This window comes from Chryseobacterium sp. (assembly GCF_045629545.1).
In the GTDB taxonomy this organism is placed as follows: Bacteria; Bacteroidota; Bacteroidia; order Flavobacteriales; family Weeksellaceae; genus Chryseobacterium.
This window is the reverse complement of the sequence record NZ_JAZQRK010000011.1, coordinates 22,166-42,112: the sequence shown is the minus strand read 5'-3', so window position 1 is coordinate 42,112 and position 19,947 is coordinate 22,166. Positions and strand designations below refer to the sequence as shown.

Sequence of the window (19,947 nt, the reverse complement as noted above, 5' to 3'; positions counted from 1 at the left end):
CTTTTTGGGTTTTTAGTATCCAAAAATCTCTTCTAGCGATACTTCATGGTAAGTTCCCATTTTAGAAATAGCGTCTATATTTAGGTTTTCTCTTTTACCAATAATAGCGGTATTGAAATGAATCGGTTTTATTTGATGGGCATAAAATTCTTTAATATCTTCAAAGGTCAAACCTTGTATTTGCTTGTATACTTCCTGACGATAATCGAAGTCAACACCCAATTTTTTAAGTTTAAGCGTATTAAAGAAAATATTGGTTCTCGTAATTCTAGTAGATGCAATTTGCTTTAATGCAGAACTCTTAGCATTCTCGAATTGTGCAGGAACTTCCGGCAATTGACCCATCAACTCCGTCAAAGTATCTACCGCAATTTCTAGCTTATCTGGTTGTGTTCCGATGTAAGTAGTAATATAATCGGGATTTCCCAACTCCACATTTGGGGAATACGAAACATAAGCAGAATATGCCAAACTCTTACTTTCTCTCATCTCTTGGAAGACAATAGATGATAATCCTCTACCAAAATATTCATTAAAGACATTGATCTTACCAGAATTTAAAGGATTTACATTTTTACCCTTTCCTACTTTGCTCATTTCCATCTGTACCATATCATAGTTGGTAAAATAGATTTCACCTGTAGTTTCTGGTCTAATGTAAACTTTAGGTTCAGCAATAGTTCTCGTTTCTTGTTCTACAAAATTTTCTAGCTTGGATAGGAAAGTTTTAAAAACTTTTCCATAATAAAACACTTGATAAGGAAAGCTGAATAAGTTTTTCATCCTATCCGTAAACTCTTCTACCTTGGCATTTTGTAGTTCATCTTTAGACATGAAATCCAAAAATCTAGATTCTTTACCCAACTTAGCATAGTTGGTAAGAGCCGTCATAATACGATTTTTATCTTGTTTTGCTGCTTCTCTATTTTCCAAAACGGTATCTACAAACTGAAGATAAATATCCTGATCTGGAAGTGCATTTTGCATCCAATGTTGCAGCAATTCTATCCCTTTGTCTATATTTTCTTCTAGTCCACTTAATGAGATTAAAAGTTGATCTGAGGTAGTTTTGAAATCATTAGTAATTCCTCTTTTGAAAAATTCTTCTTTCAGCTCTTCAGGGGAAAATTGATCAGTACCTAGGTACTGCAATATCTGGGTAGAAAGTCCAAGTTCTCTATCATTATCACTCCCAAAGGGGAAAATAAAAAATACTTGTGCTACATCATTGTATTTATTTTTTACGAAACTTACCTTCTTATCTTTTACATAATCTGTGGTAATTTCTTTTTTATAATCGATATATACAGGAGTAATTTCTGGAGTTTGTTGTGCTTCTATTTCTTGCAAAAACTCAGATTGTGCTTCTCTATTTATTTTAATTGGAGTAATTCCAGGATTATCTACTCTCAGTAATTTTTCATTGACCCCTTTTTCTTTATAGATAATCACGTAGTTATCTTTGAAGAATTCATTGGCAAAGTTGACAACATCTTCTTTGGTGAAAAGTGAATACTGATCCATCTCATTCAGTTCATCTTCCCATGAAATATCTTTAATAAAAGTGTCATAAAGATTGTTTGCAAGACCATCTGCAGTTTCTAGACCTTTCATCCTTTGAAGCTTAAAATCGCTGATAATTGCAGGCAATAACCAATCTGGGAATTCTCCTTTTTTGATGTGCTCTATCTGCTCCATCATCATATCTCTTGCTTCCGCCAAAGTTTGATTTTCTTTAGGAACTGCAACCAAAGAGAAATAACCATAATTTTTCAAACCTAAAGAATAAGCTTGTGCCCAAAGCATTTTTTGAGTTTGATTGATATTAAGATCTAGCAAACCAGCTTCCCCTCTATTGCTAAGAATATTGGCAACAATATCAGCCAACATAGCCTCTCTAGAAGCATAGCAGTCTGTACGCCAAGCCATCTGTACACGAGGTGTAGTAGGACTTTTTACTGTGCGTTCTACAATTCCTGTAAGGGGTAGCTCTATTATCGGTTCTTTTTTGGGTAATTCTCTATACGGAAGATCGCCAAAATATTGATCTACAGCAAGTATAGTTTCCTCAAAATCTAAATCTCCCACCAAAACAATTGCATAATTGTTTGGCACATAATACTCATCAAAATATTTGTGTATTGCCTTCATAGAAGGGTTTTTGAGATGATTTGGATCTCCAAGCGTGGTTTGCTGACCATTTGGATGTGTAGGAAAAAGTGCATCCATCAATTCGTAGTTTACCAGACGAGAATCGTTGTCTTGCGCACGGTTGAACTCTTCATATACAGATTCTAGTTCGGTATGGAAAAGCCTTAAAACCAATTCAGAAAAACGCTCTTTCTCAATCTTTAGCCATTTCTCGAGTTCATTATTCGGAATATTATTTTTATAAACCGTTTCATCAAACCAAGTATGTGCGTTAGTTCCTGTTGCACCTAAAGAAGAAATAATTTTATCATATTCATTAGCGATAGCATATTGGCTTGCTTCCTGAGAAACCTCATCTATTTGCTTGTAAATTTCTTTCTTTTTATCTGAATTTTGCTCCGCTTTATGTTGTTCATAAAGATCTGAAATTTTATCTAAAAGTACTTTCTCGGCACTCCAGTTCAGCGTACCAATTTTAGAAGTTCCTTTGAACATCATGTGTTCTAGATAATGTGCTAAACCTGTATTATCCGAAGGATCGTTATTACTTCCCGTTTTTACAGGAATATAGGTTTGAATTCTAGGTGAATCTAAATTTTGAGCCAAATAGACTTTCAAACCATTTTTCAGGGTGTAGATTCTTACCTTATTTTCATCATGGGTTACAGTGGTATATTGGTAATTGTTGGGATCGGTATGTGTTTGTTCTTTATATCTTTTATCAATCATAATAACGTACATTTTCATCTTGCATAAAGATGGAATACAAATGTAAGGATTAGAAAAGGAAGAAATCGATATTTTACGATCATTACATCTATCAGCACGATTTATAATAACCACTTCGACTACACTCTGGGACTTTCTACCGTATTAACAAATAAAAATCACCAATCCGATGGCTGAGCGGAGCCGAAGCCACATTGTTTAATTTAAATATAAATAAACTACTTCTTTGCGCGGTCACCGTATAAAAACAGATAACGCACGGCAATCATCAATCCAATAAACGTCATACCAACACCTACCAACGAAGGATAGTTGTAAGATAAACCATACAACAATGGGATTCCACCAAGGAAAGCTCCCATAGCATTAGCAATATTAAATGCGGCTTGCATAAAGGATGCTGCCATCATTTCACTTTTCGGGGCAGCCTTCATCATCATAATATTAATAGGAGCAGATACAGCCATAGACAAGGCACCACATACGAAGGTAAGAATAAGAGCAATGATAGTATTTTCAGCAAATAGAAAAACACAACCTAAAGCCAACATCATAGAAGTAATAAGGAAAATACACGTTTTTTCTGGGTTGAAACGATCTGATAAATATCCACCGCCAAGATTTCCTACAAACATTCCGGCGCCAGCCAATATCATTACATATGCCATATATTCGGTGTCTACCTTTGCTACCAATGTCATTAGTGGAGTGATATAACTAAACCAAGTAAATAGTCCTCCAAAACCAATTCCCGTAATAAGAAGCACCATCCATGTTCTTTTTGATTTAAGAATTTTAAGCTCATCCAAAAATGCACCGCCCTCTTTTTGTTCCAAATTTGGCAACCACAATTTTATAGCGCCAAGCGTAAAAAAACCAATAATAGTAACGATTACAAAGTACCATCGCCAATGGAAAACATGCCCAACATACGTCACCAAAGGAACCATTGCCAAGTTGGCAAAAGTAAGCCCTGTAAACATCAGCGAAATATAAAAAGCTTCTTTTCCTTTGCTTGCAAGCCTTGTAGCCACTACAGTTCCCACTCCGAAAAAGGCTCCATGAGGCAGACCTGCCAAAAATCTCACCACCATCATAGAACTATAGTTGGGAGCAATAGCTGATAATCCATTGAAGAGCGTGAATATAATGATTAATACAAATAATACTTTCTTAGGAGGGAATTTTACCGAGTAGCCGATAAGAATTGGTGCTCCTATTACTACTCCCATTGCATAAGCAGAAATAAGATGACCCGCTTCTGGTATGGTAATTTCCAATGTTTTTGCAATATCAGGAAGAAGTCCCATAATGGCAAACTCTGTGGTTCCTATCCCTAATCCTCCTATTGCTAGAGGCAACATTCTTTTGTCAATCTTCATTGTTTGGTTCTAATTTAAAAGAAAAATCTTAGATTTAAAATAATTTAAATCTAAGATCTTTATAAGGTTTATCGTCTGAATTTTAGTGTATATGCTTTTCTGCATGGTAAGAACTTCTTACAAGCGGAGAACTTTCAACATGACGGAAGCCAAGGCTTCTGGCAAAATCTCCAAGCTCTTCGAACTCTTCAGGACTTACAAATCTTTTTACAGGAAGATGTTTTTTGGTTGGTTGCAAATATTGCCCCATTGTAATGACATCTACATTTGCATTTCTGATATCTTCAATGGTTTGAAAAAGCTCGTCTTTTGTTTCTCCCAACCCAAGCATCAATCCTGTTTTGGTTCTATTTTGTCCTGCTTCTTTTAGATATCTTAAGACTTCCAAGCTTCTTTCGTATTTAGCCTGAATTCTCACTTCTCTTGTCAAACGTTTTACGGTTTCCATATTGTGTGAGATAACTTCTGGCGCTACATCCACCATTCTGTCTAAGTGTTTGGTAATACCTTGAAAATCTGGAATTAGAGTTTCCATCGTAGTTCCGGGAGATATTCTTCTCACCGCATTTACTGTTTCTCCCCAAAGGATAGATCCCATATCTTTCAAATCGTCACGGTCTACAGAAGTAAGTACCGCGTGTTTTATTTTCATTAATTTGATTGATCTAGCTACTTTCTCGGGTTCGTCCCAGTTTACATCCATTGGTTTTCCGGTTTTCACTCCGCAAAATCCGCAGCTACGTGTACATATATTTCCCAAAATCATGAAAGTTGCGGTTCCTTCGCCCCAACATTCTCCCATATTTGGGCAGCTTCCACTTTGGCAAATTGTATTTAATTTATATTTATCCACCAAAGTTCTCAGTTCGCGGTAGTTTTTCCCTGTAGGAAGTTTCACACGAATCCATTTTGGCTTTTGAACGGTAGTATCTTGAACTAAATTCTCCATTTATTTCTAAAATTGACTCCAAAGTTAAGGATTTTTTCATGGAAACCATCTAAGAACAGCATCGATAGAGCTAATAATTACCGATAGTTTCTAACAATTATGAGCAGAGATTATCTATTGTTCCTCAAAATCATTATTCTTAAGCAGCTCTGCCAAAACCTTTTTTGCGCGCATCACTCTTACTTTGGTATTGGCAACAGAAATCCCCAATTCTTCAGCAATTTCTTTAATGCTTTTCTCCTCAAAGAACCTCAACTTTATTATATCCTGATAGTTGGCATCCAAAGACTCTATAATTTTGATGATATTTTTTTGCTCCTCATCCGAAATCATGAGTTCCTCTGGAGATTTGGCAAATTGATTTTTCACTTCCTCTAGATTCTCTGTAGGATCTTGGTTTTCTCTGCTTTTTTTTCGCCAAAAATCAATCATCGTATTCTGTGCGATTGTTAGAATCCAGGTTTTAAACTGAAAATGCGGATCAAACATTTCCAATTTGGATAAAACTTTAGAAAAAACATTCACCGTAATTTCATCAGCATCATTTTCGTCTCTTACTTTCTTCATCACAAAAGAAAACACATCTACCCAATACACATTGATGAGTTTGGTTTGGGCCTTTTGGTCTTTATCTTTGGCCTTTTGGATGAGTAAAAATAGCTGTTCGTCGTTCATGAATAACAAATGTAATTATTTAAATCATACAAATCAAAAATCAGCATTATTCCATTTAAATATAATTAAAAAGCCCAGTTTTATTTCTTGAAAAATAACAATCGTATCTTTGTACTTTAACTATTTAAACCAAATTTGGCGCATCATCCATGAGTAGTCTTCCTTTTGAATCCGATTATATAAAAACTGTAAATTCATTTTCTGAGCTTACCACTACTCTATTCGAAGGTAAAAATAATGCTTTGTGTTGGCAAAGAAATTTGGATGGCGATTTTGAAGAAATTGTTTCTCAACTTATTCTAGAAAACGATATTACGGAGGTTTCTGCAGAAGATTTGGAATTTCTAAACCTTTCTGAGAATGGTAATAAAGCAAGGCAAATTATCCTAAATGATATGAAACTTCTTACCGAATTTGGCGCTTTGCCTTCGCTCAACCTTTTGAAATGCTACGAAAGAGATGATGAATTGGGTTTTATCTCTACCGATGTTTATTCTTGGCATGTAGATCGTTCGCCCATAGGCACAGATACGTATTTGTGTACTTATCACGGTGCATCTAGCGATATTTTACCCAACGATGAAGCAGTGCAAAAAATTGTAGTTCCAGAAATCCGTGAAGCCTTAAAAAAACTTCATGTTGGAGCAGAAAACGAATTTGAAACCTTTTTGGTAGATCATTTTTTCGATTTGCATTATCAAGAAAAACCTCATGCAAAATCCATTAATCTAGGAAAACATTCACTTTGGAGATTGGCGGTAGATCATCCAGACCAAGCAGTACTTCCTAGCATTCATCGTGCTCCAAAAGAGAATCAAGGAGAATACAGATTGATGTTAATTTGTTGATATTTAAAATAAAAGAAAATCAGATTCTATTTTATCGATAGCTTTGATAGGAATTTCTTGTTGTTCACCAAGTATTCTAAAGCGTTCTGTAGCTTCTACTACTTCTGAAATAATACCTTTTGGATTTTTGATTGTAAACTGATCGGCAATTTTCAAAAGATCCTCTTTGGTAATTTTATTTCTTTTTCCGTTGATAGAAAGTGCACGCGCCACTCTTGTGTAGTTGATAAAAGCGTCTAAGGGATACGTAAGATCGTAAGCTGGCGCCAAATTCCAATGGTCTTTTTCTTTGTTGTAAATGAATGAGAAATTCTTCAAATGATCATCAATATTAGCAAATACAAGATTGAAAACCATCCTTTTGTACAACTGAATGATCTTTTTGTGAGGAACTTTAAGATCGAGAGCCAGCTTGAATAGATTTTCGTAAGAAGAATGTTCTGGTTTTTTGAAGTCCCAACCTGTCATCCCCGAAGCAGTAAGAATATGTTGTTTCTCGCCCTTTTGTCGATCAAAACGGATGGTTGCAAAATGTTTATCGTCTACCAAATGAGAAGGCATCATTTCTATACCCAATTCGGTAGCAATTTGGTAATAAATAAATTCTACTTTTTCTTTAGAATATCCCTGTGCATCGTCTATAGATAATTTTATAATATAATGGTTGTAGTCTTCCGAAGTTACCAAATCTCCAGGAACAAGATCTTTGGTTTCCTTATGCTCGGAAATAAGGATTTTCGGCCTTGCGCCTCCTGCAGAAGTACCAATTTTAAAAATGTTTAGCAAAGCCATATCCGATAAACCTTTTTCTGCCACCGATTTTTTGAGGTCTAAAACTTTTTTTACCACCTCAGTAATTTCGTTGACATCTACCGAACTATTAGACATAATATCTTTGTGAGGCGAAAATTCTAGCGCGCCCATCCCTCTTCTCCCAACGTAAGTAAGCTGCTCTAATGGAGAAATATTGGTAAAATCTTTATGACTTGCTTCTAGCCATTCTTTGAAAATAACATTCCCAAAATAATCTGGTAAAGAATCTGCAATCATGGGTGGCAAACCACGAAAAGTTTCGCCTTCAAATTCTGAAAAAACTTGTACACTAGAGCTTCTTCTGATGACGTAAGGAAATATTTTTTTGAAAATATCCATCTCCAAAAATGCTGGATTGTATTGAAAAGATGATTTCTTCTGATTTTCATCATATCCAATTTTCCCTATTTCAATCCCTTGAAAATGAACTGATATTATCTGATTTTTAGCCATAATTAGTACATCGTAGATTGATCATCGGTTAGATTTTCTATTTTAGAAGCTACAAACTCGTTTAGAGAAGACAACTCATCAAAGTATTGCAAGACTTTGAGTAAAGTTTCTATCGTAGGGTTTTCGCCCTTTTCCAAATTGGCAATGGTTAGCGGAGACAACGCCAACTCTTCTGCCAACTGCAGCTGAGTAAGCTTTTCAGCCTTGCGAAGTTTTCTGCACCATCTTCCCAACTGATACTTAAGATCCTTAATAGTTGTAAAATCTAACATAAATCTATATTATAATATGCAAAATTAATGAAAATATCTAAAATCTATAGTTTAATAAAGATTTTAACGTATTAAAATTTGATTGTTACATATTCTTGTTGATACCTACTTCTATCCTAGAAATGGAATTTTTTTCTTATTTTAGAGTCAATTAATATTAAAAATTTCTTTAATATTTAATAGATACACCGAACTCACCACTCAAAATATAGAAATAAGAAAAAACACTAATGGGATTATTTGATATTTTAAAGACCAAAAAGAGTCCTGAATGTAAAAATGATTTGGGTACACGACAACCTACAGACAGCAGTGCTCTATTGCTACAACGTCTAGAAGAAAAGATAATCACCGCTGGATATACCGTTACCAAACATCCTCAATATACCTCTTTGATTATTGAAAACGAAATTGAAATAGCAACTTTCATCATAGAAAATCCAGACTATCATCCAAGCCTTATGCATCTGATGATTGTCACCATCCATAACACTTATTTTCCATCTGGGATCGAAGAAAATATTGTGGGAGTTGGGCAAACAATTGACGAAAAAATAGAATCTGTTCTCAACAATTACATCTACACCACTTTCACACCCATCATAGAAAGCTTTACAGAATTTCATCATCCCGAATTAGACTTTCAAAGTGATGATGTTCTTTGGCATCCAAATCTTGGAAATGTAATGATACAAGGAAACTCTGATATTCAAATTGAAATAGATCAATTGTATTTACTGCTAAAAGATGAATTGAAGAAGAAATGCAGTGCGGATAAAAAGTTTCATTGGCTGAAAATTTATATTTCGAAACAAGCAAATAAAGAAAGTATGGGCGAATGCTTATTGGATAATGAACCTTGGGAAGCTGGAATTGATATTTTGTATGATTTTGCTGAAACTTGGCATTACAAAACCGATTTTGTAGGCGTAAAACAATTTATCATGATTAAAAAATGTGATCTTTACGATACAAACCCCCAAGGTTAGGATATTTTCCAATCCTACAATTTGGATTTCAAAATAGAATTAGGTAAGAATAAGTTTTCAAAGTATATTTAAAATAAAAAGATGACATTAAAAGAATTAGAAATAAAAGAAAATACTTCTATTAATAACAAAATCAAAAAAATTCATGCTCAATTTTCTACGTTAATCGCAGAATTAAAAGACAGAAAATTGTCCCAAAACATAGAAAAATTAGCGAAAGAAAGCATCAATACAATTAACGAAACTGCTCTTACTGGCTCTTCTTTGTTTAAACTGATAAAAGAAAAACAAACGCAATTGATAAGGGAGCTTGAAAAAGAAATGAAAATAGTTCCGAAAAATTATTATAGAAATCTCTGGATGCTCTTAGGTATGAGCGGAATTGGGCTTCCTTTGGGTGTTGCGTTCGGGCTAAGCATTGGAAATATAGGACTTTTAGGTTTAGGATTGCCTTTTGGTATGGCTATTGGCGCTGGCATTGGAACTTCTATGGATAAGAAAGCACAGAAGGAAGGGAGACAACTCCAAGTTGAAATAAAAGTTTGATTAGTTTTAATTTAAATAAAAAAGAGAAGCAACTTTCGATGCTTCTCTTTTTTATTCTGAAAGGGTTTCTATTTTAAAACCTTTGCTTTTCACAATTTCTAAGACCTCATTTTCACTGATCCCTTTAGATGAAACTGTTAGAATTTTATCCACGTTATCGGTATCTACATTCCATTCAGCTATGCCTTCTGCGCTGTCGAAAGCGGGTTGTACTTTAGAAACACAATTACCACAATTTAAGTTGGTTTTAAATTTCAATTCTTTATTTTCCATTGTTCTTTATTTAATCTAATTGTTGAATTTAATTCTATTCAAATTTACAAAATAAACACGAAAATGATGGTTTACTTTTTCCATTTTAGTCGCAAACTATTGCTCACCACACTTACGCTACTCAGTGCCATGGCTGCACCTGCCAACATCGGATTGAGTAGAAAACCATTGATAGGATATAAAATTCCTGCTGCTATTGGAATTCCAATAATATTGTAAATAAATGCCCAAAATAAGTTTTGTCTAATGGTAGCTACCGTTTGCTGAGACAACCTTATGGCTTTCGAAATTTTGCTTAAATCTGACGAAATAATGGTCATCTTTGCTACATCCATCGCAATATCAGATCCTTTACCCATCGCAATACTTACATCAGCAGTCGCCAAAGCTGTACTATCATTGATGCCGTCACCCACCATCGCTACTATTTTGCCTTGTTGTTGTAAAGTTTTTACAAAATCAGCTTTATCTTGGGGCAACACATCGGCTTTATAGTTTTTAATTCCTGTTTGTTCTGCAATCGCTTTTGCCGTTTGTTGGTTGTCACCCGTCAGCATATACACCTCGATTCCTTGATCTTGCAATGTTTTTATTGCTTTAATTGATGTAGGTTTTATTTGGTCTGAAATTGCCATCACCGCCAAAGCTTCTTTATTATTTGCAAACCAAACCACAGTCTTACTTTGAGACAACCAAATTTCTGATTTTGATTTTAAATCTTCCGAAATAAAAACATTTTGTTCCAAAAGCCATTTTATATTGCCTACAAAATAGGTTTCGTCTTGGTACTTTGCTTTTGCACCTTTTCCCGTAATGCTTTCGAATTGATCTAATTGAACAGATTTCGTGTCCGACAATAACTTTACCACTGCTTCAGCTAAAGGATGTTCTGATTTTTTTTCTAAACTGAATAATATAGATGGATGCGTTTCATTTTCATTTAACCAAAACAAATCGCTTACTTGTGGGCGACCTTCCGTAATGGTTCCCGTCTTATCGAGGATAATAGCGTTTACTTTTTTTGCTAATTCTAGGCTTTCGGCATCTTTTATTAATATTCCGTTTTCAGCACCTTTTCCAACACCTACCATAATCGCTGTAGGTGTCGCCAATCCTAATGCACACGGACAAGCAATTACCAACACCGTTACCGATGCCATTAGCGCTTGTACCGTTGCGTGTTCGCCGCCAAAAATCGACCATACAATAAAAGTAATAACAGCTATCGCAATCACAGTCGGAACGAAGATACCCGCTATTTTATCTACTAATTTTTGTACGGGCGCTTTGCTTCCTTGCGCATCTTGCACCATTTTGATGATTTGTGAAAGCATCGTTTCCTTCCCTACTTTTAATGCTTGAAATTGGAAACTCCCTTTTTGATTAATGGTTCCTGCAAATACTTTATCGCCTTTTTCTTTATGCAGAGCAATGGGTTCGCCACTCAGCATACTTTCGTCCACATAAGAATCTCCAGCTACTACTACTCCATCTACCGCAATTTTCTCACCAGGCTTCACCAATAGTTGATCGCCAATTTTTACATTTTCTATAGGTAAAACAACTTCAGCTCCGTTTTCCTGAACTACAATTACCGTTTTAGGTTGCAGCCCTATTAGTTTTTTAAGCGCAGTTGAGGTATTTCCTTTGGCTTTTGCTTCTAATAGTTTACCGATTAATATAAAAGTAATAATCACTGATGCTGCCTCAAAATAAACATGAGCATGAATTCCTCTTTTCATCCAAAAATCCATAAAAAACATATTGAAAACACTGAAAACATAAGCAATCCCAGTACTCAACGCCACCAATGTATCCATATTTACCATTTTATTTCTGGCTTGTTTCCATGCACCAAGGAAGAAATCTCGCCCCAACCACACCACTACTGGCGTAGAAAAAACAAACATGATTGGGTTGGCGAAAGGCATATTCATAAAGAACATCCCAATAATCACCACTGGTAACGAAAGGATAACTGCCCAAATGGTTTTAAATTGAAGTTGCTTAAAATAATCCTCCTGAATTGCTTCTAAAGTTTCTTGTTGATGCGATTCATCCTCCAAAAGCAAATCGAAACCCGCCGATTGTAAAGCTTGCTGCAATTTTTCAGTTGAAGTAATTTTGGATTGATAAGTTACGGTCAGATTTCCGGTGCCATAATTCACTGAAGCCTCTTGTACACCTTCTTGTTGCTGAATTATACTTTCGGCGCTTCCCGCACAAGACGCACAAGACATCCCCAATACGGGATAGGTTTCTTTGAAGATATTTTTGTCTTGTTTTGCCATAATTCATTTACATTGTATGTTGCAAAGTTCGTGATTATCGGCGAGTTTTATGGAATTGTGAGGAAAGAATTGTATGGCTTGGATTCGGCTGTGCTCAACCATTGAAAATATACCTTCAGTAAAATTGAAGGGGTGCCACCAAAACTTTATAAAAAAACTAAAGTGCGGACGTTGAGAAGAGTAAAAAGGATATTTATTATACCCCCAACGATTCTCTTAGCATCTGCTGGCAACAACAACTCGTGATTCGCCTAAATAGTTTTCTTTGTTTTTCTAAAGCATAGCAATAATCTATTAATTTATCCAATTTTGAACATTGCGTTCTTAAATTACAAAATGAGAAAGGGGGAATGCCAATAATTCTAATTTATTTTGTGGAAATCTTACTCGACCTTCAACCGGACTTGATGAAAATATTAATGTTGGAAAATATGGTGATAAAAAAATAATAATTGATTGAATTTAGATAAGCTTTTTACACCGCTAATAGTACACACGTGTTGACTAAAATGATGCTGCTAAATCAGCCTAGTCTTATATCAAGTTTTCTTGCTAGCAAAAGATCAACAAATACACGATACCAACATACTCTCATAAATAAAAAGAGAAGATTAACCACTCATTATTTTCAAAATTAGCTCGTTTTCATAATTTGAAAGCAGATATTTTTTTGCTTGCAACTTATTGTTTTAATTTAAAAATCTTTTTATCCATAAAACATAATAAGAAATTATTAACTTTAATCTTGTTATCTTTAAATTTATGAGGATGTAAAATATTGATTTAAATTTTATTACAACCTAATTAGATGTTGCCTATTCAGGATTAAGATAAGTTGGATGAGTTGAATAATGTATACAAATACTAATACTATAAGACGCTCTTTTTCAGACTATTGGAATTAAAAAAAATTGGAACTATGTTATATAATATATACTTTACAGAATCATGACTTCAACTAACAAATCCAAACTTAGCCAAACCTTATTCGGGAGCAGATTTTCCGCATTATTCAGTGTTTTGAGCCTTTATTTGGTATTATCATTTATTTTAAGAATCGCTTTTCTGCTGGTTTCTCACAGCGATGCTGACCTCAACTTTTTATACATCGCGAGAGCATTTTTTACAGGATTTCTGTTTGATCTTTGCTCAGGACTTTTATTTTTATTTTTATACGGACTTTATCTTTGGGTTTTACCGAGAAAATTAATAGGTTCTCTGTTTGATAAATGCTTCACTTATTTTTACATTACGCTTATTCTAATCATAATTTACTTCAGTTTGTTGGCTGAAATTCCTTTTTGGGACGAATTTGGGGTGAGATTTAATTTCATTGCGGTAGATTATCTTATTTACACGTATGAAGTAGTAGAAAACATCAATCAGTCTTATCCTTTACCCTTGATAATTGCTGTTTTGATTGGTCTAATTGTGATTACTTTTTATATTTTAAAAAAGAAAAAAGTATTCAGCAACACGTTTAATTCTAAAATTACTTTTAATAAGCGTACTTTTTATGCAATTCCTACCCTTGGTATTGCGGTATTTTTAGGTTTAGTTTTAAAAAACAAACAAGCAGATTTTAGTAATAATTTGGTTATGAATGAAGTAGGAAAAAACGGAGCATTTGCTTTTATTTCCGCTTTCAAATCTAATGAGCTCGATTATTTGACCTTCTATCCTACAAGACCAGAAAGGGAAGCCTATCAGACTTTAAAAGGCAATTTAATACAAAATAACCAAACGTATGCAACTTCCAATTGGGACAATATTTCTAGAAATACTAGAGGTGATAGTCTACAACAAACCCCAAATATCATACTGATTGTGATAGAAAGCTTCAGTGCAGATTTTCTTGCTGAATTTGGAAACAAAAGCAACATCACTCCAAACTATGACAAACTAGCCAACGAAAGTATTTTCCTTACCAACCTTTATGCTACCGGAACTCGTACGGTAAGAGGGATGGAAGCACTTACCTTGTCTGTACCTCCAACGCCTGGAAACAGTATTGTAAGAAGAGAAAATAACCAGAATTTGTTTTCTGCGGCTACAGTGATTAAGTCTAAACAATACCACCCTTATTTTATCTACGGTGGAGATGGATATTTCGATAATATGAATACTTTTTTTGGTGGACAAGGTTTTGATATTGTAGATAGATATCGTGGAAATCCCTTGTCCGATCATATTAAAACAGAACGTTTCCCGATACAAAATAATGAAGTTAGCTTTGAGAATGCTTGGGGAATTTGCGACGAAGATATTTACAAACAATCTATAAAATACGCGGATAAAAATGATCAGTTGAAAAAGCCATTTTTTCAGTTCGTGATGACGACCTCCAACCACAAACCCTACACTTTCCCCGCTGGTAAAATAGATTTACCACAAGGAGAAAGAGATGCAGCCGTGAAATATACCGACTATGCATTAGGAAAATTCATTAATGATGCTAAGAAAAAACCTTGGTTCAAGAATACTGTTTTTGTGATCGTTGCAGACCATTGTGCGAGCAGTGCTGGAAAATGGGAAATCAATATAGCCAAACATCACATCCCTGCAATCATCTATAACCTCAACCAAAAACCAGAGAAAATAGACCGATTAATGTCTCAGATAGATGTAATGCCTACACTATTTGGTTACCTCAATTGGGATTACAAAACAAGTCTTTATGGTAAAGACATCAACCAAACTGAGGTTGGAAAAGAAAGAGCATTTATTGGAAATTACAGAACTTTGGGTATCCTGAAAGGTAATGTTTTCACTCAGATTGATGATAGAAAAAGAATCAAACAATTTGAAGTATCAGGAGAAGACAAATCTTTGAAAGAATTGACAACAAGTAATAATCCTCTTATTAATGAGACCATTTCTTATTACCAAATAGCAAGTGAAAGATTTAAAAATGGTAAGATGAAAGCACAATAAAATATATTCTTATATCAGATTAAGATGTATCAAATAATAATCTTAACACCTCTATAATATATCCACTAGAAGAAATATCATCCGAATATTTACCAAAAATAAGTATCTTCGCTTCTAAATTTATATTTAAAATGAAAAAAATCTTCTCTGGATTATTTATTTTGGCCACTGTGCTTACTTTAGCACAAGATGAAATAAAGTTTCAAGATATTCCTTTTAAAGATTTAATAGCGAAGGCAAAAAAAGAAAACAAAATAGTGTTTGTAGATGCCTATGCATCTTGGTGTGGACCTTGTAAAATGATGGAAAAAAATATTTTCTCTCAAAAAGCGGTGGGTGATTATTACAACAAAAATTTTGTGAATGCCAGAATTGATATGGAGAAGGGGGAAGGCAGGGAAATTGCCCAAAAATATGGCGTAAGATCTTATCCAACTTATTTATTCTTAAATGGTGATGGCGAACTTATTTCGCAAAATTATGGCTATATGGAAGAGAATATATTTTTGGCAATGGCACAAGATATCAACTCACCAAACAATAAAAAAGGCTCTCTGAAAGATCGTTTTGCTGCAGGAGAAAAAGATCCAGAATTCTTGATAAACATAATGAAGCTTAATGCAAGTTCTGATTACGAACTAGCGAAGAAAGCCTCAGAAAGATATTTTGAAAACATCAAAAAAGATCAACCCTTATCAAAGGATGATGTAGGATTACTCCTTTATTTTGTAAAATCTAGTGAAGATGCCAATTATAAAATTTTTACTACAAGAAAATCTGAGATAATACAATTCTTACCAGAGCAAAATTATAATGACTTTAATAACCAAATTGTGTTATCCAATATTGTTTCAGAATCTATCGATAATAATAAAAAAACGATTGATGATGCTTATTTTCTAGGAAAAGCAACTCCATTAGTGGGTAAAGAAGCGGCTGATGCAAAACTAAATCAGATTAAATTGACCTTTTACGAACAAAATGCCAATTTTGCTGAATATGAGAAAACAGCTCTTGCCTATTATAAAAATGCAGATGCTTTTGAACCCAATGAATTATTAAAAGCGGCTTGGATTTTTGCCGACAATGTGAAGGATAAAACTTCTTTAAAAAAAGCGGCAGAATGGACAGAAAAATCAGTAATGAGAGGTGAAACATCAGAGAATACTTATATTTTAGCTAAAATATATTTTGGGATTGGGAACAAAGATTTGGCTAAAAATTTTGCAGAATTATCACAAAATATAGCTACTCAATCAGGAAAAGATGCTACATTGGCTAAAAATTTATTAATGCAAATCCAATAATGTGAATTATAAAATCCTAATTGCAGCTCTATCGTTAGTCTTTTTTGTAAAAGTAAACGCACAGACTGAAAAAAATCTTGATCATAAGCTTTATGTAAAAGTAAACGCTCTGTTCTTACCAGTTGGTATTATTAATGCGGGATTAGAATATCAAGTCAGTAAAAAATATACTTTACAGGGTGATGTATTTGTTTCTCCTTGGAAATCATTCTCTGGCCACGAATTACAATACTATTCTGCATCAGTAGAAGGTAGATATTACTTTAATGAAGCCTTTAACCATTGGTATGTTGGTGCAAACATTGGCGTATCCTCTTTCGTGCTACAAAAATGGAATTATTGGAAAGATGAACCCTATTTCAACGATAAAAATGAAGAATTTGTAAAGTCCAATCTTTATCAAAAAGGATATTCTATACTGCTTGGTGTTACGCTAGGATATCAGTTTAAACTAGCGGATAGATGGAATATGGATATCTACGGAACATTAGGTACTTCACAGGATTTCTACAAAGGCTACGATCGTAGCACTGGAAAAAGATACGACACGGCATTAGATTATAACAAGAGCGGCGAAATAATGCCTTATAGAGGTGGCGTTATGATTTCTTATCAAATAAAATAAAAAAATGAAACTTTTCGGAAGAAACCACATCATCATTTCAATCATTACTTTTGCAATATTGTTTTTGATGAATTACCTTGGAAATGACCAACCAGACAAACTAGAACGAGCTTTGATGACTGCTTTTGCAGGAATTATCGGATTAACCATAGGACTATTTATTTTGAACAAAGGAAAAAATGATAATAGTCCACCTCAAAATTTTGACTAATTAGGATATATAACATATTTGGATCTAAGGATCTCAAATTGAGCTAAGTCTTTCTTCCAGGAAGACTTAATTTCTTTTTCGGACTTTCCTGCAACTATTTGTTTTCTCAGCTCATCGGTACCTGCCAAACTATCAAAAAACAGATTTTTCAGAAAGAAATTTTGGTTGGAATTTTTATAATTTTTGTACGCCTTTAGTAGCCAATCTAGATGCAACTCTCTGATTTCTGGAGAATAGGTAGAAAGGTCTTCTCCATAGCACAAACTACCATTCAGGAAAGGATCTTTTGCACCCGCACTCGGTTTTGGTGTAAACTGATAAGGTAAGCTTTTGGTAAATGGAGAACCATAAATTTGAAACGGCAAATCTGTACCTCTTCCTACAGAAACTTGTGTTCCTTCAAAAAAACATAAACTTGGATATAATTTTATAGATTGCTCGTTGGGCAAGTTGGGAGAAGGTTTATCAAGCAATTGATACCTTTTATTTTTATGATAATTTTGCATAGGAATCAACGTATATTTTGCCTGGACACCATTTTTTAACCACTTCTCACCGTTTATCATTTTTCCATATTCCCCAATGGTAAGCCCATAAATTACGGGTACTTCATGCATCCCAACAAAGGTAGTCCATTTCTTTTTCAAAACAGGTCCATCAATATAGCCGTCATGTGGATTTGGGCGATCTAATACCAATATTTCCACATTATTTTCCGCTCCTGCTTCCATCACGTAGGTAAGAGTAGAAATATAAGTATAAAACCTAACTCCAACATCTTGGATATCAAAAAGGATAGCATCAAGACCTTTTACTTGTTCGGGTTTTGGTTTTTTGTTGCTTCCATAGAGTGAAATAATAGAAATCCCTGTTTTGGCATCTACTCCATTTTTCACGTGTTCACCAGCATCAGCAGTTCCTCTAAAACCGTGTTCTGGAGCAAAAATTGTTTTTATAGTCACTCCATTTTTTACTAAATAATCGACGAGGTGAGTTCTGTCTTGCATCAATCCTGTTTGGTTGGTTACAATACCTATTTTTTTTCCCTTCAGCATCGGTAAATACAAATCTGGACGATCTGCCCCTGTCTTGAAGATCTCAGTTTCTCTTGTTTGAGAAGAATACGGGCTGAATACTCCTAAAAAAATTAGGCAAATAAGAACTAAATATTTAATTTTGAAATCTAAATTCATAAGTTTGAAATTTCCTATATATTTTTCTAGAAAAATTGCATTTTCCAAAGATAATAAAAATAACCTTTCTAGGGTCATCATCTTTATCGGTAGGTTATCAGTGGCATTGGGGATTATTGTATCCCTTATCACCATTGCTACTGGTTTCGGATCTAAAAAAGCCATCAAAGAAAGATTGGCAGATTTTAGTGGACATATCACGGTCAAATCTACAAAGTCTAATTCTTCTTATAATACTTCTATCTTGGATAATGAAGGGTTGAACATCAAAAAAATAGCGAGTTTGGAAGATGTAGCAAGTGTACAAAAATATGCTACTGTAACAGGAATAATGAGAAACGAGCATAGTTTCGCTGGTATTATCTTTAAAGGTGTTGGGAAGGATTTCGATAGCCTTAGATTTAAAAAGTTTTTGGTGGCAGGAACTACTCCCAAGATGACCGAAGTTGGATACAATAACGATATTACGATTTCTCAAAAAATTGCTACAGATCTACATCTAAAGGTAAATGATAGTATTGTAACTGTATTTTCTAAAGAGAACCAAAAACAAATTTATAGAAAGTTCCATGTGGTAGGAATCTACAAAACAGACATCAAAATGATCGATGAGCAGTTTGTGATTGGAGATGTAAACCAAGTAAGAAAAATACAAGATATGTCGCCAAATGATGTTGGTGGATTGGATATTTTCTTGAAGAATGTAAATAATATAGATAAAGATTATCCAGATATTGAAAAACTAATTGGTTATAAAAACTACGCAGAAAAAGCTACAGATAAGTTTCCACAAATAACCGATTGGATGAGCATCTATGACGTGAATATTGCTCTTATTATTACGATTATGCTGATTGTAGTGATCATTAACATCATCATGGTATTGCTGATTCTTATTATAGAGCGTACCAACTCTATTGGGTTACTAAAAACATTGGGAGCTACCAACTCTCAGATAAGAATGACGTTCATTAATTATACCTTGATTATTATGATTCCTGGTTTGGTATGTGGAAACCTCATCGGGCTTGGGCTGCTATTGCTACAAAAGTATTTCGGAATTATCAAGTTGAATCCAGAAAATTACTATGTAAGTACGGTGCCTGTAGATCTCAATCCGCTTGCGATACTTGCGGTATCTGCCGGTATTTTATTTATATCTGGTTTGGCATTGATTGTCCCAAGTTATTTGATAAGTAAAATATCCCCTGTAAAATCTATAAAATATAACTAATTATCAATTGATTTTAGGTATTATAGCCCCGATAGAAACGGCTACCCCAAAGCAAGCGTGGGGAAAATGACT

Annotated in this window: 17 protein-coding genes; 8 read left to right on the top strand and 9 right to left on the bottom strand. The window is 34.3% G+C overall.

Annotation, left to right across the window (positions count from 1 at the left end; translation table 11 throughout):
- Positions 1-12: 12 nt before the first annotated feature.
- The 4 genes from ACKI42_RS02550 to ACKI42_RS02535 all read right to left on the bottom strand — a co-directional run bounded on the left by ACKI42_RS02550 (position 13) and on the right by ACKI42_RS02535 (position 5,886).
- Positions 13-2,880, bottom strand: coding sequence for a M16 family metallopeptidase (locus ACKI42_RS02550; RefSeq protein WP_407402134.1), 2,868 nt, complete (start codon positions 2,878-2,880; stop codon positions 13-15).
- A 218-nt stretch (positions 2,881-3,098) separates the two neighbouring features.
- On the bottom strand, positions 3,099-4,262 hold the full coding sequence (locus tag ACKI42_RS02545; protein ID WP_407402132.1) for an MFS transporter: 1,164 nt from the start codon (positions 4,260-4,262) through the stop codon (positions 3,099-3,101).
- A gap of 82 nt (positions 4,263-4,344) precedes the next feature.
- The gene (gene lipA / locus ACKI42_RS02540) at positions 4,345-5,211 is read right to left on the bottom strand and encodes a lipoyl synthase (protein ID WP_407402130.1); all 867 of its coding nucleotides are present in this window, start codon (positions 5,209-5,211) and stop codon (positions 4,345-4,347) included.
- Between the two features lie 114 nt (positions 5,212-5,325).
- Complete coding sequence (locus ACKI42_RS02535; RefSeq protein WP_407402129.1) at positions 5,326-5,886, bottom strand: RNA polymerase sigma factor; 561 nt, start codon at positions 5,884-5,886, stop codon at positions 5,326-5,328.
- Positions 5,887-6,035: 149 nt separating this feature from the next.
- Here ACKI42_RS02535 and ACKI42_RS02530 point away from each other — a divergent pair, with 149 nt between their 5' ends.
- Complete coding sequence (locus tag ACKI42_RS02530; protein ID WP_407402127.1) at positions 6,036-6,734, top strand: DUF1826 domain-containing protein; 699 nt, start codon at positions 6,036-6,038, stop codon at positions 6,732-6,734.
- A gap of 3 nt (positions 6,735-6,737) precedes the next feature.
- Here the strand turns inward: ACKI42_RS02530 and ACKI42_RS02525 are convergent, their stop codons facing one another.
- Together ACKI42_RS02525 and ACKI42_RS02520 are read right to left on the bottom strand one after the other, a co-directional pair.
- Positions 6,738-8,000: a type II toxin-antitoxin system HipA family toxin gene (locus ACKI42_RS02525; protein WP_407402125.1), complete on the bottom strand. Its 1,263-nt coding sequence runs from the start codon at positions 7,998-8,000 to the stop codon at positions 6,738-6,740.
- 2 nt (positions 8,001-8,002) lie between these two features.
- The gene (locus ACKI42_RS02520) at positions 8,003-8,272 is read right to left on the bottom strand and encodes a helix-turn-helix transcriptional regulator (protein ID WP_407402123.1); all 270 of its coding nucleotides are present in this window, start codon (positions 8,270-8,272) and stop codon (positions 8,003-8,005) included.
- Positions 8,273-8,502: 230 nt separating this feature from the next.
- On the opposite strand from ACKI42_RS02520, the gene ACKI42_RS02515 reads away from it, so the two are divergent.
- Positions 8,503-9,261 carry a DUF6348 family protein gene (locus ACKI42_RS02515; RefSeq protein ID WP_407402121.1) on the top strand — a complete coding sequence of 253 codons (759 nt, stop codon included), beginning with the start codon at positions 8,503-8,505 and terminating at the stop codon, positions 9,259-9,261.
- An 81-nt stretch (positions 9,262-9,342) separates the two neighbouring features.
- Positions 9,343-9,807, top strand: a complete 465-nt coding sequence (locus ACKI42_RS02510; protein WP_407402119.1) for a hypothetical protein — start codon at positions 9,343-9,345, stop codon at positions 9,805-9,807.
- Positions 9,808-9,858: 51 nt separating this feature from the next.
- Here ACKI42_RS02510 and ACKI42_RS02505 read toward each other — a convergent pair whose 3' ends face one another.
- Together ACKI42_RS02505 and ACKI42_RS02500 are read right to left on the bottom strand one after the other, a co-directional pair.
- Positions 9,859-10,080 carry a heavy-metal-associated domain-containing protein gene (locus ACKI42_RS02505; RefSeq protein ID WP_407402117.1) on the bottom strand — a complete coding sequence of 74 codons (222 nt, stop codon included), beginning with the start codon at positions 10,078-10,080 and terminating at the stop codon, positions 9,859-9,861.
- Between the two features lie 71 nt (positions 10,081-10,151).
- A complete protein-coding gene (locus ACKI42_RS02500) occupies positions 10,152-12,371 on the bottom strand; it encodes a heavy metal translocating P-type ATPase (RefSeq protein WP_407402115.1) in 2,220 nt (739 codons plus the stop codon).
- Between the two features lie 948 nt (positions 12,372-13,319).
- On the opposite strand from ACKI42_RS02500, the gene ACKI42_RS02495 reads away from it, so the two are divergent.
- From ACKI42_RS02495 to ACKI42_RS02480, 4 genes are all read left to right on the top strand, one after another.
- Entirely contained in the window at positions 13,320-15,305 is a 1,986-nt protein-coding gene (locus tag ACKI42_RS02495; protein ID WP_407402113.1) for an LTA synthase family protein, read from the top strand.
- Between the two features lie 131 nt (positions 15,306-15,436).
- Positions 15,437-16,612 (top strand): thioredoxin family protein, encoded by a 1,176-nt coding sequence (locus ACKI42_RS02490; RefSeq protein WP_407402111.1) that lies wholly within the window; start codon positions 15,437-15,439, stop codon positions 16,610-16,612.
- A 1-nt stretch (position 16,613) separates the two neighbouring features.
- Positions 16,614-17,237, top strand: coding sequence for a DUF3575 domain-containing protein (locus ACKI42_RS02485; RefSeq protein ID WP_407402109.1), 624 nt, complete (start codon positions 16,614-16,616; stop codon positions 17,235-17,237).
- Between the two features lie 4 nt (positions 17,238-17,241).
- Positions 17,242-17,448, top strand: a complete 207-nt coding sequence (locus ACKI42_RS02480) for a hypothetical protein (RefSeq protein ID WP_407402107.1) — start codon at positions 17,242-17,244, stop codon at positions 17,446-17,448.
- On the opposite strand, the gene ACKI42_RS02475 is transcribed toward ACKI42_RS02480, so the two are convergent.
- Entirely contained in the window at positions 17,445-18,641 is a 1,197-nt protein-coding gene (locus ACKI42_RS02475; protein WP_407402105.1) for an exo-beta-N-acetylmuramidase NamZ domain-containing protein, read from the bottom strand. The genes ACKI42_RS02480 and ACKI42_RS02475 overlap by 4 nt on opposite strands.
- Positions 18,642-18,645: 4 nt before the next feature.
- On the opposite strand from ACKI42_RS02475, the gene ACKI42_RS02470 reads away from it, so the two are divergent.
- A complete protein-coding gene (locus tag ACKI42_RS02470) occupies positions 18,646-19,875 on the top strand; it encodes an ABC transporter permease (RefSeq protein WP_407402103.1) in 1,230 nt (409 codons plus the stop codon).
- Positions 19,876-19,947 lie beyond the last annotated feature (72 nt).